Annotated in this window: 18 protein-coding genes; 9 read left to right on the top strand and 9 right to left on the bottom strand. The window is 63.7% G+C overall.

From position 1 onward, the window contains the following. Positions 1-13 precede the first annotated feature (13 nt). Genes HNP51_RS15965 through HNP51_RS15985 form a run of 5 tightly spaced genes read right to left on the bottom strand, consistent with a single transcriptional unit; the run spans position 14 to position 3,081 of the window. A complete protein-coding gene (locus tag HNP51_RS15965; RefSeq protein WP_054765691.1) occupies positions 14-1,135 on the bottom strand; it encodes a hypothetical protein in 1,122 nt (373 codons plus the stop codon). After that, positions 1,119-2,039 (bottom strand): HEPN domain-containing protein, encoded by a 921-nt coding sequence (locus HNP51_RS15970; RefSeq protein ID WP_066625035.1) that lies wholly within the window; start codon positions 2,037-2,039, stop codon positions 1,119-1,121. The genes HNP51_RS15965 and HNP51_RS15970 overlap by 17 nt, the downstream gene beginning before the upstream one ends. A 46-nt stretch (positions 2,040-2,085) precedes the next feature. Beyond that, positions 2,086-2,445, bottom strand: coding sequence for a bleomycin resistance protein (locus HNP51_RS15975; protein WP_054765689.1), 360 nt, complete (start codon positions 2,443-2,445; stop codon positions 2,086-2,088). A 34-nt stretch (positions 2,446-2,479) separates the two neighbouring features. After that, positions 2,480-2,698 (bottom strand): GDCCVxC domain-containing (seleno)protein, encoded by a 219-nt coding sequence (locus tag HNP51_RS15980; protein WP_184272807.1) that lies wholly within the window; start codon positions 2,696-2,698, stop codon positions 2,480-2,482. Further along, positions 2,695-3,081 carry an MFS transporter permease gene (locus HNP51_RS15985; RefSeq protein WP_066624881.1) on the bottom strand — a complete coding sequence of 129 codons (387 nt, stop codon included), beginning with the start codon at positions 3,079-3,081 and terminating at the stop codon, positions 2,695-2,697. The genes HNP51_RS15980 and HNP51_RS15985 overlap by 4 nt, the downstream gene beginning before the upstream one ends. A gap of 62 nt (positions 3,082-3,143) precedes the next feature. Between HNP51_RS15985 and HNP51_RS15990 the strand changes: the two genes are divergently transcribed. After that, entirely contained in the window at positions 3,144-3,551 is a 408-nt protein-coding gene (locus HNP51_RS15990; RefSeq protein ID WP_054765686.1) for a helix-turn-helix domain-containing protein, read from the top strand. A 43-nt stretch (positions 3,552-3,594) separates the two neighbouring features. Here the strand turns inward: HNP51_RS15990 and HNP51_RS15995 are convergent, their stop codons facing one another. Then, complete coding sequence (locus tag HNP51_RS15995) at positions 3,595-4,158, bottom strand: manganese efflux pump MntP family protein (RefSeq protein WP_054766931.1); 564 nt, start codon at positions 4,156-4,158, stop codon at positions 3,595-3,597. Between the two features lie 223 nt (positions 4,159-4,381). Here HNP51_RS15995 and HNP51_RS16000 point away from each other — a divergent pair, with 223 nt between their 5' ends. Together HNP51_RS16000 and dmeF are read left to right on the top strand one after the other, a co-directional pair. Continuing rightward, positions 4,382-4,657 (top strand): metal/formaldehyde-sensitive transcriptional repressor, encoded by a 276-nt coding sequence (locus tag HNP51_RS16000; RefSeq protein WP_184272804.1) that lies wholly within the window; start codon positions 4,382-4,384, stop codon positions 4,655-4,657. Between the two features lie 10 nt (positions 4,658-4,667). Beyond that, positions 4,668-5,624, top strand: coding sequence for a CDF family Co(II)/Ni(II) efflux transporter DmeF (gene dmeF, locus HNP51_RS16005; RefSeq protein ID WP_054765684.1), 957 nt, complete (start codon positions 4,668-4,670; stop codon positions 5,622-5,624). A gap of 12 nt (positions 5,625-5,636) precedes the next feature. On the opposite strand, the gene HNP51_RS16010 is transcribed toward dmeF, so the two are convergent. Then, positions 5,637-6,050 carry a four-helix bundle copper-binding protein gene (locus tag HNP51_RS16010; protein WP_054765683.1) on the bottom strand — a complete coding sequence of 138 codons (414 nt, stop codon included), beginning with the start codon at positions 6,048-6,050 and terminating at the stop codon, positions 5,637-5,639. A gap of 353 nt (positions 6,051-6,403) precedes the next feature. On the opposite strand from HNP51_RS16010, the gene HNP51_RS16015 reads away from it, so the two are divergent. The 3 genes from HNP51_RS16015 to HNP51_RS16025 are packed head-to-tail and all read left to right on the top strand — an operon-like array spanning position 6,404 to position 8,865. Beyond that, positions 6,404-6,850 (top strand): TIR domain-containing protein, encoded by a 447-nt coding sequence (locus tag HNP51_RS16015; protein WP_054765682.1) that lies wholly within the window; start codon positions 6,404-6,406, stop codon positions 6,848-6,850. Position 6,851: 1 nt separating this feature from the next. Beyond that, positions 6,852-8,309 carry an SIR2 family protein gene (locus tag HNP51_RS16020; protein WP_184272801.1) on the top strand — a complete coding sequence of 486 codons (1,458 nt, stop codon included), beginning with the start codon at positions 6,852-6,854 and terminating at the stop codon, positions 8,307-8,309. 55 nt (positions 8,310-8,364) lie between these two features. Beyond that, positions 8,365-8,865 (top strand): toll/interleukin-1 receptor domain-containing protein, encoded by a 501-nt coding sequence (locus HNP51_RS16025; protein ID WP_197273301.1) that lies wholly within the window; start codon positions 8,365-8,367, stop codon positions 8,863-8,865. Here HNP51_RS16025 and HNP51_RS16030 read toward each other — a convergent pair whose 3' ends face one another. Then, positions 8,866-9,393 carry a toll/interleukin-1 receptor domain-containing protein gene (locus HNP51_RS16030; RefSeq protein WP_054765679.1) on the bottom strand — a complete coding sequence of 176 codons (528 nt, stop codon included), beginning with the start codon at positions 9,391-9,393 and terminating at the stop codon, positions 8,866-8,868. Between the two features lie 371 nt (positions 9,394-9,764). Between HNP51_RS16030 and HNP51_RS16035 the strand changes: the two genes are divergently transcribed. After that, a complete protein-coding gene (locus tag HNP51_RS16035) occupies positions 9,765-10,616 on the top strand; it encodes a DUF2971 domain-containing protein (RefSeq protein WP_184272798.1) in 852 nt (283 codons plus the stop codon). Between the two features lie 72 nt (positions 10,617-10,688). Here the strand turns inward: HNP51_RS16035 and HNP51_RS16040 are convergent, their stop codons facing one another. Continuing rightward, positions 10,689-11,408, bottom strand: a complete 720-nt coding sequence (locus HNP51_RS16040; protein WP_054765677.1) for a hypothetical protein — start codon at positions 11,406-11,408, stop codon at positions 10,689-10,691. 66 nt (positions 11,409-11,474) lie between these two features. Between HNP51_RS16040 and HNP51_RS16045 the strand changes: the two genes are divergently transcribed. Beyond that, on the top strand, positions 11,475-12,671 hold the full coding sequence (locus HNP51_RS16045) for a CBASS cGAMP synthase (RefSeq protein ID WP_112862343.1): 1,197 nt from the start codon (positions 11,475-11,477) through the stop codon (positions 12,669-12,671). Further along, entirely contained in the window at positions 12,668-14,338 is a 1,671-nt protein-coding gene (locus tag HNP51_RS16050; protein ID WP_003169300.1) for a ThiF family adenylyltransferase, read from the top strand. Before HNP51_RS16045 ends, HNP51_RS16050 begins: the two co-directional genes overlap by 4 nt. Positions 14,339-14,355: the final 17 nt, after the last annotated feature.

Consider the following 14,355-nt stretch of genomic DNA (forward strand, 5'->3'; position numbering starts at 1 on the left):
ACCTCGTCGCCTTTTAACCCGTCCACTCGAGTTCGAAATCCGGAGTGAGCGCGATCAAGCCTGTTTCGATCTGGTTCCAGGTCAGGCGGAGCGCCTTCAGATCTTCGGGCGTGAACAGGTGCGCATGGTGCGACGCCGCGCGCAGCTTCCCGGCCTGCTTCAGAAGATCGAACACCGCCTCTGGGTCGTCGAAACCAGCCTCGAAGATCGCCTGGAAATGCTCCGGATGGCTCATGATCCGCGCGTAGTGGGTGTAGTCGGCATGGTCGAAAACCTCGCCTCCCCGCTTCTTCCACTTCCCCAGCAAATCCTTGCAGTCGCACAGCGGCAGGCGCTCGTCCGCCCAGTCCTCACCGTAGGTCTCGGCCATCACGGCATCTAGAATTTCCCTCAAGGTCAGTTCGTAGCGGTGAACCAGAGTCTTGGCGCGCTTCACATGCGGCGGGGCCGAGTTGGCCTGAAGGCGGGCCTTCAGGCGACGGCGCTTCTCCGCCATCGTCAGGAGACGCCGTCTCGGCCAGTGCGCAAGCCGCAGTCCCGCCGCGTCGAGGAAACTGCGATAACCGGCCAGATTGGCGAACTGCGGCATCTCCGTGATGGAGAAGGCGCCGACCGCCTCTCGCACTCCCCGCGTCAGCCGGTCGCTCTCGGCGAACATGTCGGCCATCGCCGAGGCCCGCGCGAAGGCCTCGATCTGGGCGGGTCGCCCGATCGCCAGGGCGCTCGCGCCAAGACCACTGTCCGACAGTCGGAGGATGCGATCGACGAAACTGTCCGTCGGCGTCCTGAAGCGCTCGAGACCATCCGGCAAGGCGAAGCCGGCGGACAGTTGCGCGATCCGCTCGGCCTGCTCGATCAGGCCATTCGGAAACGCGGCGCGATAGACGCGGTCCGCGTCGGTCTGAGCCCTCATCAGGGCGCCGACGCCCTGCATCCGGTCCATGAACGGGTTACGACCCATCGCGGCCAAGGCCAGCGGGGTCTCCAGCTTCATGCGCTCGGCGATGCCGAGCACGCCGCTGGCCCGCAGCATATCGTGCTGTCGGCGGACGTCCTCAAAGGGATCGGCCATCCGTCTTGCGGCGTCCAGCGTCGCGCGCATGCTGGGCGGGATCAAATCACGCGGAAGGGTCATCGCTCGCCGCTTCGCGCAGATGGGCCAGCCGTTCCTCGCACACAGTCGTCGCCAGCGCGCGCAGCACCTCAACCCGCTGGGTCAACCAGGTCAGTTCCTCGACGCTGATCTTGTAGTGCTTGGAGTAACGAGCCTTCACATAGGCCTCGCGCAGCAGCTCGAAGCAGCGGCGCTCGAACTTGGTCTCGCGCGGCCAGGCCTCGGCCAGGCGGGCGTCGATCGCCTCGCACTTCTTGCGCAGGAAGGCGAGGTTGTGCGCCTTGCCGCTGTAGAGCGTCACAACCAGCAAAACGCAGTGGTAGAGGTGTTCAGCCGATTGATGAAGGTTGAACGCGGCGAGCTTAGGATCAGCGCCCTCGCCCATATAGAATTTCGCGCCACGAGCAAAGCTGGCCGAACTCTGCGTCCAATCTCCGAAGAACTCCTCCGCTTCCTTAAGGGCAACCTGAGCTTTCAGGTCAGCCGGCTTGCGCAGCTTGGCGCCGGGCGTGTCGAAGAGAACGATGCCCTCACGCACGATGTCGGCCCAGAAGTATCGCCCGCGGTCCAACTGCTCGTTCACGTCTTCCAGACTGTGCACGATAAGGCTCACCGGCGTGCGGATCAGGGTCTCGCCCGGCATCAGCTTGTTCTCGGCGTCATGCCAGAACTCGCCGTCGGTCAGATCCTCATGATCGACAACGATCAACAGATCGAAATCCGAGAAGTAGCGTCCGACCGGATCATGGACCCAATCGCCGCGCGCATACGATCCGTAGAGGATGATCTTGAGGATCTTGCCGTTCTTCAGCCGCTCGGCCCGACGGGTCGAGACGGTTTCGGCGAACGACTCGCGGATCACCTCGACCACCCGGCGCAGTTCCACCTGCTTGCGCGGCGGCAGATGATCGATCGAAGTCTTCATGACGCGAGTCTCGCGCAACGCGTGCATCGGGGCAAGGCGCGAAGCCTCAGTTCTGGATCAGGCGGATCAGGGTTCCGTCCGGGTCGATGAGCGCGCCGATCCGCATGCCCGACTCCTCGATCTTGGGCGCGTGCAATCGGGGTTGGCCCCAGCACGTCTCCGGCAGTCCGGTGCCAAGGCACACGGCGTAGAACGCGTCGAGATCGTCAAGCCGCAGGCAACAGCTGAAGTTGCTGGTCAGCGGATCAAGTTCCGGGTGCGGGAAGAACTCAAGCGTCAGCCCGCCCCGTTTCAGGATCATCCACCCTTCGTCGCGCCAGCCCTGCTGGAAGCCCAGTCGAGTGTAGAACTGGGACGTAGCTTCGAAATCCCGCGACGGCAGGTTGGGCGTGGCGTGATCGGTCACGGCGAACTCCGGAATGCAGCAGTGCCGCCTAAGCCTAGCCGCAACAGCCCTTTCCATCCACCTGGATCGGCGGACACGGCACGTCGGCATAGGAGCAGAACACGCAGCAATCGCCGGGTTGAGGCTTCAGCTTCACGCCGCAACCGAAGCAATCGTAAAACCAGATGCAGGCGTCGGTGGGCATGGTCTCGGTCGCGACGTGACCGCAGTGCGGGCAGGTCAGCGTCGATTCCAGAACGATGGCGGGGCTCATCGCATGGCCGCCAGTCGCGGCATGGCCCATGGTTCGATGTAGGGCTGCCAGGCCAGGGACAGGACGATCAGCAGGCTGGCGATCACCAGCAGCCAGAACGCCAGACGCGAGGGCCGGCGGCAGGATGCGTCCTTCCGACACATCCGCAGGCGACGCCAATGCAGCAGCCAGCCGGCGGCCAAGATGACGGCGGCCAGAAGCGTCAGCCAGGTTCGCGCGCCCGCGATGACCGCGGCGCCGGCGAAGGACACGCCCGCCACCGAGAGAGCCAGAGGCAGTACACAGCACGCGGCCCAGGCGAACACCGAGGCCACACCGCCGATGGCGGCCGAGGCGCTGACGGCGACCTCAGGAATGTTGGGCCGGTCTTGATCGATGGCCATGGGGCCTCCCGTTCGATTTCTGCTACAGGCTACAACCCGTAGCCGCTACGGGATCAAGAGCCATGTCCGCACGAAGTTTGACGATCGGGCGCCTCGCAGAGAGCGCCGGGGTGAACTTGGAAACGGTGCGCTACTACGAGCGGATCGGCCTGATGCCCGCCCCGGCCCGCACCGAGGGCGGACACAGGAGCTATGAGCCGGAACACGCCCAACGCCTGCGCTTCATCCGCCGGTCCCGCGAACTGGGATTCGGCATCGACGCCATTCGGCGGCTGATCGCGTTGAGTGAGCCGGGCGTCCAGGCCTGCTGCGAAGTCCGCGACATGGCCCAGGACCACATCGCCAGCGTGGACGCCAAAATCGCGGATCTGGAGCGGCTCCGGACGGTGCTTAAGCAGGCCGTCGCGGACTGCAGCGAAGGCGGGCGGGTTCGGTGTCCGGTGATCGCAGAACTCGGATCGATCGCATAGGTGATGACCTGCGCACCCTGTCGAGCCGGTAGGGTCCTGGCAATCACGCGCCGATGACGCCGAGGTGCTCAAGCAGGATCATCAGACCGAGCGCGACAAGCGCGAGCCCTCCCAGAAGCTCGGCGATCTTGCCAAAACGCTGGCCGACGGCCCGGCCAATCAGCATGCCGATCGTGGTCAGCAGGAAGGTCGTGACGCCGATTGAGGCCGCGATAACCCAGATATTGGCTCCGATGAAGGCCAGGCCGACGCCAACAGCCGCCGCGTCGATGCTGGTCCCGACCGCCATGGCGATCAGCGCCCAAGGTCCGGACCGGCGTGGGGCATCCTCAGCCAGGGGACGGGTCGCTTCCCAGATCATCTTGCCGCCAACAGCGGCGAGGAGGCCGAAGGCGATCCAATGATCCACGCGTTCGACGAGGCCTGCAGCGACCATGCCGAGCCCCCAGCCAATCACCGGGGTGATGGCCTCGATACACCCGAATACCAGGCCTGCCTTCACGGCGCCGGCCAGGTTCGGTCGATGCAAAGCACCACGCCCAACGGCGGCGGCGAAGGCGTCGGTAGACATGCTGAGAGACAGAACGGCGATGGCGACAGGAGTCATGACGAGCATCCACCCGGCAACGAACAGCGCTTCCCTCCCCGGCCGGTGCGGCGGTGGGACGCGCTGGTCTCGCTAGGCGGCGGTTCCGCTGGTCGGACCGCGCGCCGAAACGCGAGTGTGTTGATCCGACTCCGGCGATCAGACGCCGGAAGCTACTCCCCAACAGGAAGCGGCCTCATAGGAGGTGTCGCGCGCCGGTGCAAGATACTATAGGGGAGTATCCATGGTGCATACCTCCACGAACAAGAAGAAGCTCGTCGCGCGGGTCCGGAGGATCTCGGGTCAGCTCAGCGCAATAGAGCGCGCCATCGAGTCTGAAGCCGGGTGTTCGCAAATCCTGCAGCAGGTCGCGGCCGCGCGGGGCGCCATGGGCGGGCTTCTGGAAGAGTTGATTGAAGACCATCTGCGCCACCACGTCGCTCATCCCGATCTGAGCGAGGACGCCCGGCAGGGCGGCGCCGACGAGTTGATCGCCATCATTCGCCGCTATTCAAAGTAAGGCCCGCGCCATGTCCGCGTCCGAGACCGACTATCTGACCCACGACCACTATTTCCTCAGCCGTTCGCACGACGACAGCGCACGGCGAACGCTGTGGGTGGTCGGCCTGACGGCCGTCATGATGGTCGGGGAGATCATCGCCGGCCTGGTCTACGGCTCGATGGCCCTGCTGGCCGACGGCTTTCACATGGCGACCCACGCCGGCGCCCTGGCCGTTGCGGCCGGCGCCTACGCCTACGCCAAGCGGCATGCCGCCAACCGGCGCTTCAGCTTCGGGACCGGCAAGGTCGGGGACCTGGCGGGGTTCGCCTCGGCGCTGGTTCTGGGCATCGTGGCGCTCGGGATCGCGGGAGAGTCCATCGGCCGCCTGATCGATCCGCGCTCGGTCGCCTTCGGCCAGGCGACGCTGGTCGCCATCCTGGGTCTCGTGGTCAATCTGGTCAGCGCCGTCCTTCTGTCCGGCGGGGGGCACCACCACGGTCGTCATGGCCACGGGCATGGCCATCACCACGACCACGATCATCACGACGACCATGATCACCAGCACGGTCATGGCGGCCATCGCGACAACAACCTGCGCGCCGCCTACATCCATGTGCTGGCCGACGCCCTGACCTCGGTGCTGGCGATCATCGCCCTGCTTGCGGGCCGCTATATGGGATGGGTCTGGCTAGACCCGCTGATGGGCATCGTCGGCGCGATCGTCATCGCCCGGTGGTCGTGGTCCCTGATGCGCGACACCGCCGCGGTGCTGCTCGACACAACGGACACCGCCATCGAGGCCGAGGTCCGCGAATTCGTCGAGGGGCCGGGCGACGCCCGGATCACCGATCTGCACGTCTGGCGCATCGGGCCGGACGCGCACTCGGCTATCGTCAGCGTGACCGGGGCTGTGGATGTCGCGACCGTTCGCGACCGGCTGAGGCCGGTCCACGAGCTCGGGCATCTGACGGTCGAGTGCCGTTGACGGCGATCGGCCTCAATGGCGTGACGGTGTGATCGAGGAGGCAGCCTCGCGGCAAGCGTTTTCGCAGCGGCGGCATTCCTCGGCGCAGATGCGGCAATGCTCGTGCATCTCGGCGTGTTTCTCACATTCGACAGCGCAATCCGCGCAGGCCTCGGCGCAAGTCTCGAGCATGCGCTGGATCAGTGTCTCGTGGCTGCCGGCGCGACGCGCGGCGAGGCCGGCCGTGGCCAGGCAGACGTCGGCGCAATCAAGATTGAGGCGGATGCACTGGGTGAGATCCTTCACCATATCCTCGGCCAGGCAGGCATCGGCGCAGATGTGGCACACCGCGGCGCAGCCGTAAGCCGCTTCGATCGCGCGAACGAGACTGTCGTTGACGCTTCCGCGCACGTCGGGATGGGTGCTGATCATTGGTTGGATTTGCATCGGAGGGCTCCTTGGTTGATCGGAGTCCAACCCAAGCGCCGCGACGGGGTTCCGAATGGCGACGCCTCCGGATATCCCGCGGATGACCATCGCCTCCTCCCTGGGGCTACGGACAGATAAGACTGCGGTGAAGCGCCAAAGAGCGGACATCAGTCCGCCGCCGAGAACTAGATGTTTCGACAAAATCGAAGTTGTCCGCACGCGGCGGCGGACCAACATACATCGTATGGCTGGCTGTCCGATCGCGAACCCGTAGTGGCGGGAATATCCGACAACCGTAGCCGTTGACTCGGAGGACCGCCGAGCGCAACCCAAGCGTTAGCAAGGGGCGATTCAGACCCGTGGAGGGAAACATGGCACGTCGGGTGTTCTTCAGTTTTCACTATCAACGCGACATCTGGCGTGTGAATCAGATTCGCAACATCGGCGAGATCGTGGGCACCGCGGCGGTCGGGTTCCATGACGCCTCGCTCTGGGAAGAAGCCAAAAAGAAGGGCGATACGGCGATCAAGAAGATGATCGACGACGCGCTGCTCAACACGTCGGTTACGGTTGTTTGCATCGGCGCGGCCTCAGCGGGCCGCAAGTACATCGACTACGAAATCAGCCAATCGATCGCGCGGGGCAACGGGATAGTGGGCATCCAGATTCACGAGCTCAAGGATAGGCTCGGAAATACGGATCTTGCCGGCGCTACCCCGGCTCTTCTTACGAGGGCCGGGGCGCCCGTCTACAAGTATGCCGATCACGCCCGGTTGGCGGCTCGGATTGAAGAGGCGGCCAAGCGGGCCGGACGGTAGGATGCCTACGTCAAGCCGAAATCGCTTTCTCAAGGATTTTCCAGCTGCCCTCCACGAAGGCGTTGGCGCAGTGTTCGTCGGCGCCGGTGTTTCGAAGGCCGCGGGATATCCGACTTGGGCGGAGCTTCTTAAGGACATCGGCGAGGAACTCGGTGTCCGCTCCAGCGACATCCAGGACCTCGCCGCACTGGCCCAGTGGCACATCAGCGAGAGCGGTGCCGCGACCGGCGTCCGCAACGTGATCCGGCAAGAGATCGGCAAAGATCGACCGGTTCCGCCGACCTTGGAGGTGCTGGCGCGCCTCCCCGTTCGGCAGATCTGGACGACGAACTACGACCGTCTGGTCGAGCGCGCCTTCGCCGTGATCAATCGGCCTGTCGATGTTGTCTCCGGGGCGGCCGACCTTTCGCTCCGCGCCCGGCCCGGCGCGGCACGGCTCTACAAGATGCATGGGTCCGTCGACCGAATGGACGACATCGTCATCTCGACCGACGACTACGAACTCTATCGGTCCAAGCGTGGGGCCTTCCTCCCCCTGCTGCAGGCGCATCTCAGCAGCATGTCCGTTCTTTTCATCGGGCTCAGCCTGACCGATCCCAATGTCCGGCACGTGCTATCCCTCATTCGTGAGAGCTTCACTGAAGCGCCGCCGGAGCACTTCGCAATCGTGAAGCCGCCCAGCCTGGCGGACTGTTCTTCCGAGGACGAGTTCAGGGCCCGCACGGCGCAGCATAAGCACTGGGCCAAGGACCTTCGCCGCTACGGACTGAGGACAATCGAGGTAGAGCATTACGACGAAATTCCCGAACTGATGCGCCAGGTAGAGCGCCGCGTCGCCGCGATGCGGGTATGGGTCAGTGGAAGCTGGCCGCTCGACTTCGACGACGGTCGCGCCGGCGATCTGTATCGCCTTTCCGAGGCGGTCGGCGGGTTGATCGCGGACACCGGGCGGGATCTGGTGAGCGGATCGGGCTTACTGGTCGGCCCAGCTGTGATTGGGGGCTTTATCGACCGTCTCCGTCAGGACGGCGGGTGGGATCTGGACCGCCGGCTGATCGTCCGACCCTTCCCTCAACCGCTGACGGATAGGGAGCCGGACCAGAAACGATGGACCGCGCTTCGCGCCGAGATGGCGCGACAGGCCGGGATTGTGATTTTCCTAGGCGGCGCAAAGCTCGAGGGCGGCTCTCAGATCGTTGCGGACGGCGTGTTGAAGGAGTTCGAGGTCGCGCGCGAGGCCGGGGCCTTCATACTGCCCATCGGTGCGACCGGAGGCGCGGCCGAGCAAATCGCGCAAGATCTGACTGGGTCCGCTATCCCATCGCAGGGCGCAAGCGCGGCCAGGCCAACCGACGAAGAGCTAGCCGTCCTGTCAAACCAGGCCACAACACCCGACAAGCTCCTGAAGCTCGTTCGAGAGATACTCCAACGGCTGGCGAAGCCACAGGACGACAACTGAGGTGACCCGGTTCGTAACAAGGGCGGAACTTCGGGGTTTCGCCGCGAACATCACTTTGACCGAACAGGCCTCCGTGCTTCGCACGGCTTCGGCGCGAAGCCCTGCCGGCTCAACTTTCCTGTCCCACTCCAGCAAGGACCAGGATCTTGTCGTGGGTGCCACGATCGTCCTGCAGAACCACGGCGCCGTGGTCTACATCGATGAAATCGACCCGGAGATGCCTCCCTACACCACGGACGAAACCGCCAATTTGCTGAAGTCTCGCATCAAGCAGAGCAGCAGGTTCGTTCTTCTGACGAGCAAGAACAGTAAGGAGTCGCGCTGGGTGCCTTGGGAGCTGGGAGTGGCTGACGGCTACAAGGGCCTCGGACAAATCGCTCTGTTTCCGTCCTCGGACGATCTGCACGACTCGACCTGGGCCTCATGGGAATATCTGGGCCTCTATCGCCGGATCGTTTGGGGCCAGATGAAGGGCAGCGACCAAGACATCTGGATGGTACTAAATCACAAAGCGAACACCGCAACGCCTCTCCGGAAATGGCTGACGGGTGGGTAGCTAGGTCGTAGGTCTAAGCTTATCAGCGCCACGCCGCCATTCATCATAGGACTTGTACGACCCCATCTCCGTGCGTCGTACTTGGTTCACGAATATGCTGGGGCTGCCGCTTAGGTTTGCGAAGTCTATCTTGGGATAAATCTCTAGATACTCTTCGCCTGTGAAGTCGAGTTCGCCCGTTGGAGGGATCAGCGGAAGGATCGCGACGTTGCCGTTATGGCCGTCGAAAAAACCGAGCTCCCACGGCATCCACCTCGACCGCCTCGAATGTCGGGAAAAGAGATAGAAGCAGGCGTCGCACTTCCTCATACGATGCCGCAACCTCTCTGCCGTAGCGCCGGTGACTGCGTTTCGGTCAAGGTTCGGATCGCTGATCCAGTCCACGTAGACGGTCTTTCCGGCCTCCTCCAGGATCCGCTTCACCCCCATGACGAGACTAGCGTCCCGAACGGAATGGGAGAGGAAAATGTCGAAGCGATCTGTCAGGGCGCTCAGCGCGGAGTCGAGAGCGAGCGCGAACGCCAGCACATGAGCGGGCTCGTCCTCTGCTACGCCAGCGCGAGCGCGGGCTTGAGCTTCAGTTAGATACATACGGTCAAGCTGAAGCGTAGACCCGCCCGTGTCCAATTGGAGATTGAGTAGGCATCGGAAGTCCGGGGTTCAGCAACTCGAAGCGGTTTGACGCCCTGCTCCCCGAAGCGCGATCTTGTTTTTGAAGGACCTGCCGCCGGGAGGCCGACAATGCAGCGGCCTTCATTGCGCTGGGTACTGCGGAGAGCGCCACAAGCGAACCAAGAGCGACGGCTCTATAGCGGATGTCAAATCCGGATCTGCGTGAGCGACACTTCCAATCCCTTCCAGCCATATTCTCTTTAGCAACGGCAGGTCATAACTTCCGCATGGCCTTGCCTTGGGACTTCAGCTCGGACCACTGTCCGGTCGTATACCACTACACCTCGATCGAGGCGGCGCGGGCGATCGTTGAAAACCGGACCTTTCGGCTCTCCGAGTATACCGCGCTGAACGACGCTTCGGAGTTTTCGTATGCTCGTGATCGACTGATCGGCCTTATGCGGGATCGACAGGTCTACACGGACCTCACGACCCGCATTTTCGTCGTGTCGGAGCTTGAGGGGCTGACCGCAAACACCGGCCTCATGATCGGGTCATTGACTCCTCGGCGCGACGATCTGAGGCAGTGGCGAAGCTACGCGGGCGATGGTGGCGGGTGCGTTCTGGGCTTGGACGCACGGCATCTCGAACACGACGCCGGCGTCGCGATCCGGACCGTGGTTTACGACGAAGCCTTGGTCGACCGAATGCTCTGTCTCGGCTTGGGCGTCGTCCAGCAACAGCTAGAGGATGATCCTGACGATCACCCGACGCTTTCGGACTATGCGCGGCGCCTGTGCGTCGACCTCTTTTCGATGAAACACCCTGGCTTCGCGGACGAGCGCGAAGTGCGGATATCGCGGATGCTAGTTCGCAATGGCGACGGCGCACTCGAGGACGTTGGTGGAAATCGGACGGGCGGAGAAAAGACACCTGCGCTTCCAGTGGGTCTTCGCGCCGGCCGTTTCGGGCCGACGCGATATGTGGATGTGCCCCTCGCCCGCCAGGATGGTTCGTCGGCGATAGTCAGCGTCGGCATGGGCCCGACCATGTCTGCGGACGCCGCCCCTGAGGCCAGCGACTTCTTCCAGTCTCACGGGCTCGAAATCTGGCGCTCCTCGCTCCCATACCGGGCTTGATATTCAGAAAGCCGCTTCTGCTGGGCCGAAAGGCCCGTTCTGGTGACGGCCCGACCCCGCGATGGCGACCTGCTAGCGCTTTATCAAGCCGAATGTCAGAGGCGTCCAAAAGTCGGCGCGGATCCGAGTGAGACGCAGGACACCTGCGGTATTCAGGCCCCGACTCCAAGCCCGGTTAGTCCAAGTCGGCCCGGCCATAGCCAGACCTCCACTTGCCTGTGAGCGCAAGGACAGGGTTGCGGCTCCGTCGAAACAGCCGACATCGCCGGCCTTGGGGTTCAACACCCGCCCCTCGAAGACATAGCTGAGGACGGCGTCCCCGGCTTCGTTCGCCGGCCTTAGTTCAACGGCCTTCAGGGTTGATATCTGATAGCGATCGTCGGCACTTTCGAGTTCGAGATAAATCCGGGCGAAGGTGGTCCGGATTTTCACCGACACGGGAACCTCGACCAAGTCCGGCAAGGGCCTAGCCAAGTCATCCACGTCGAGAGCGGGTGCGCCAGCCTGTTTGGCCGCCTCCTTAAGCCGCTCGACGACGGACCAATTCGAGGCGACCACGCCCGACCACTCCCCGTCAAGCTGCGGAGCCTTGCGTTGAAAATAGGGGACAAGCCACAGCAGCCGCCAGATCGGCGTCGCGACGAAAACCGTCACTAAAAGCGAGGTCAGGCTCATACCGCTTTGCAATGACGGGAGGATTTCGCTTCCGACCAACAAGCGCGCGCCAATGATCGCGACGCAGATCGCCAAAGCTGCCGTGAGCCAAGCCTTCCAACCCAGAACGGAATGCATTTCGCCCCCTTGCGGTCACAATCTTTAACCCTAGATGTAGGGTTCGGGCGCGCTCAGGACAACAACATGCGGTATAATGCACATCGGCTTCTTCATCAGGCGGCGAATCAACCGTGCCTGAGATGCGAACTGGTTATCACCGACGCGCAGAAGCACAAACTCCAGACCGCACAGAAGCTGGTCCGCAACGCGCTTCGTGCAGGGCTGCGGGTGGCCGGTGCCTATCTGACCCAGGACGAGGTCCCTCTGGTCAAGGCGCACGGGGTTCCGGACCCCGCCGCCCTGTCCTTTACCCCGAAGTTCCGCACCCAAGGATCTTGGGCGTACGGCACGCTGAATCAGCCCGCGAAGGCCTGTCAGCAACTCGACCTCGATGACGGCATGTATGTCCCCATGTCGATCGTCGGGCTCAACCCGGCCGTGGCCTCGAACACGCTGTTCGCGATCGTCGAACGCATCCTGGGCGCCCTCTGCGACGCCCAAGGCTGGACCCTCGACACAAGCAAAAGCATCTGCGTCCGGGTCGTGATTGATGCGGAAGCGCACCTCGACCTCAACATCTACGCCATCCCTGACGTGAAGATGGCCCTACTTGAAAAAGCCTTTCATGCGGCGGCCAATCGCGCAATGGACGGCTCCGCGTTCTCGTCCCCGCCGCCCGAAATCCGGCTCGATCCGAGCGAGATCTATGTCGCCCACCGGACTACAGGCTGGGAGCAGTCGGACCCGCTGGAACTCGAGGACTGGTTCGTCAATGCGGCGGCGCGTCATGCCAGCTGGACCGACCTAAAGCGGCTTACTCGCTATCTCAAGGCGTGGCGGGACTACCACTGGGACAGCTGTCGTTTGAGCTCTCTGGTCCTGATGGTCTGCGCTGTTGAAGCCTTGGACGAAGCCAATACCCCGCCCCAGCCTGGGCGGGACGACGACGGGCTGCTGGTGGTGGCCCGCGCCCTGTCCGCCAAGATCGCGGGCGTGGTGTGGAACCCGGTGGTTGACGACAAGGCCCTGAACGACAACTGGACCACAACCGAGCAGAACCAGTTCGAACTCAAAGCGCGCGCCCTCGCCAGTGAATTGGACGGTGCTCTCAACAACGAGACCAGCATCTTCAATGTCGTCGAGCGCTTCCGCAGGCTCTTCGGTCATCGGGTGCCGGACAACGCCGCTCTTGTGTCGCCCATCGCATCCGCAAGCCAGGTGCGCTCCACCGTTGCAGCGCAAAGCCCATCGCCCCGGGTGGGATCCCAGACCTCCGGGTGACGCCTCTGGAGACCCGCGCTTGGGCGGCCCTCGACGCCGCCCTCAAGGCGCGAGGGTTCGCCTATGTGCAAAGCCGACGCGGGATCACCCGCTATCGCGGCGACCTCCGGTCGGGGAGGACCACCATCGCGGTCGCGGTCTGCGTGACTGATCCGGTGATGACGACGCCACCGAAGATCTATGTCGAAGACCTCGCGATCCGCAGGCGCCTTTTGGCCCACCTGAACGCCGATGACAGCCTCTGCTTCGCCGAGAAAGAGGTCGAGGAATATGATCCCTACAATGCCGGAGGGGCCATCCTTAGGGTGCTCGAGTCCGCCAAAGAGACGCTCGACCAAGTGCTCCACGCTTCCACGCTCGCCGACCGCCAAAGGGAGTTCGTCTCCTACTGGAACCCTGACACCTATCTCTATACGGACCTCCCCGCAGGGTTCTCCGGTCGCGCGCGCTGCTGCACCTGGAACAGGGTCGGCGGGCGAGACAGTTTGGTGATCACGACACCAGAACGGGTTAGCCGATGGAGCCGGGACAAGCCTGACGATGTACGGCAGGCATATGTGCTGCGCGGCAACCGCCCTTTCGACATTCGGCGAGGCGGAGGGCCGGGCAAAACCCTCGCCACGCTAAAGACTTGGATCGCGCATTTCGTCGATGAGCCGGACGCCATCGCCCACGCATTTGCGCCTGCCTTGGTGGACAAGGGGCACATCATCCTTGCGGCCGAGAACGGGGTCGTCGCCGCGTCATTCAAATGGCCCGAGTTCGCCAGGATCGCCTATGCGAAAGCGCCCCAGAATCGTCGCGCCCGATCCATATCTCACGGAGAGAACGAGATGACCCTCGATCGTGGCCTTGCCGACAGCGTCGCTCTCCCGGACTTGGTCAACGGCCGGCTCAGCGCGCCTTCTCCCCTTATCGGAAAGGCCGTCGCAGTCGTGGGCGCGGGCGCAATTGGTTCCCGAGTCTGCCTAGAGCTGGCGAGGTCCGGCGCCGGTCAATCTCAGCGCCCCATGTTGATCATCGACGGCGATCAGTTCTCGACCGCCAATTTTGGCCGCCATGTCCTGCCGGTTTCCGCGGTTCGCCTCGCCAAGGCCGGCGCTCTCGCCGCCGAAGTTCGACGGCTCCATCCCGACCTGACGGTGGAGGGCGTGGCCACCGACGTGTTCGGGGTCACAGCCCGACTCCAAGACTACGACCTCGTCATCGACGCGACTGGCTCAACACCTGTGGGCCTTCGTCTCAACGATTTGGCCGTAACGACCCGCCGCCTAGGCAAGCCCTTCCCCCCGGTGATCCACGCCGCCATCCACGGCAATGGTCTGGCGGCCCAGACCGTGCTGGTCACCCGCTCAGCCCATGCCTGTCTAAAGTGCTTGCGGCCTAACCACGGCGAACTCAAAGCCAATCCCCTCAAACCCGGCGTGACCACGGCGGTCGAGAGCGGCACCTGCGGCGATGGCGCTCATATCAACTATGCAGCCCCGGCGCCGATGCTCGCTGCCACCCTTGTCGTTCAAGCCGCCCTTGAATGGGCGGCGGCACCCGACATGCCAGGTCCTCGCGTCCGCACTCGGGTGCTGGATCTCGAGCATACGGCTCCTCCGAAGGACCGAAACTGGCCCATCGAGCCGCTTTGTCCGGCCTGCCAAGGCCCGGTGACTTGAGTTTCGGCCCCCGCAAC

Source organism: Brevundimonas bullata, from assembly GCF_014207965.1.
GTDB classification, from domain to species: Bacteria; Pseudomonadota; Alphaproteobacteria; order Caulobacterales; family Caulobacteraceae; genus Brevundimonas; species Brevundimonas bullata_A.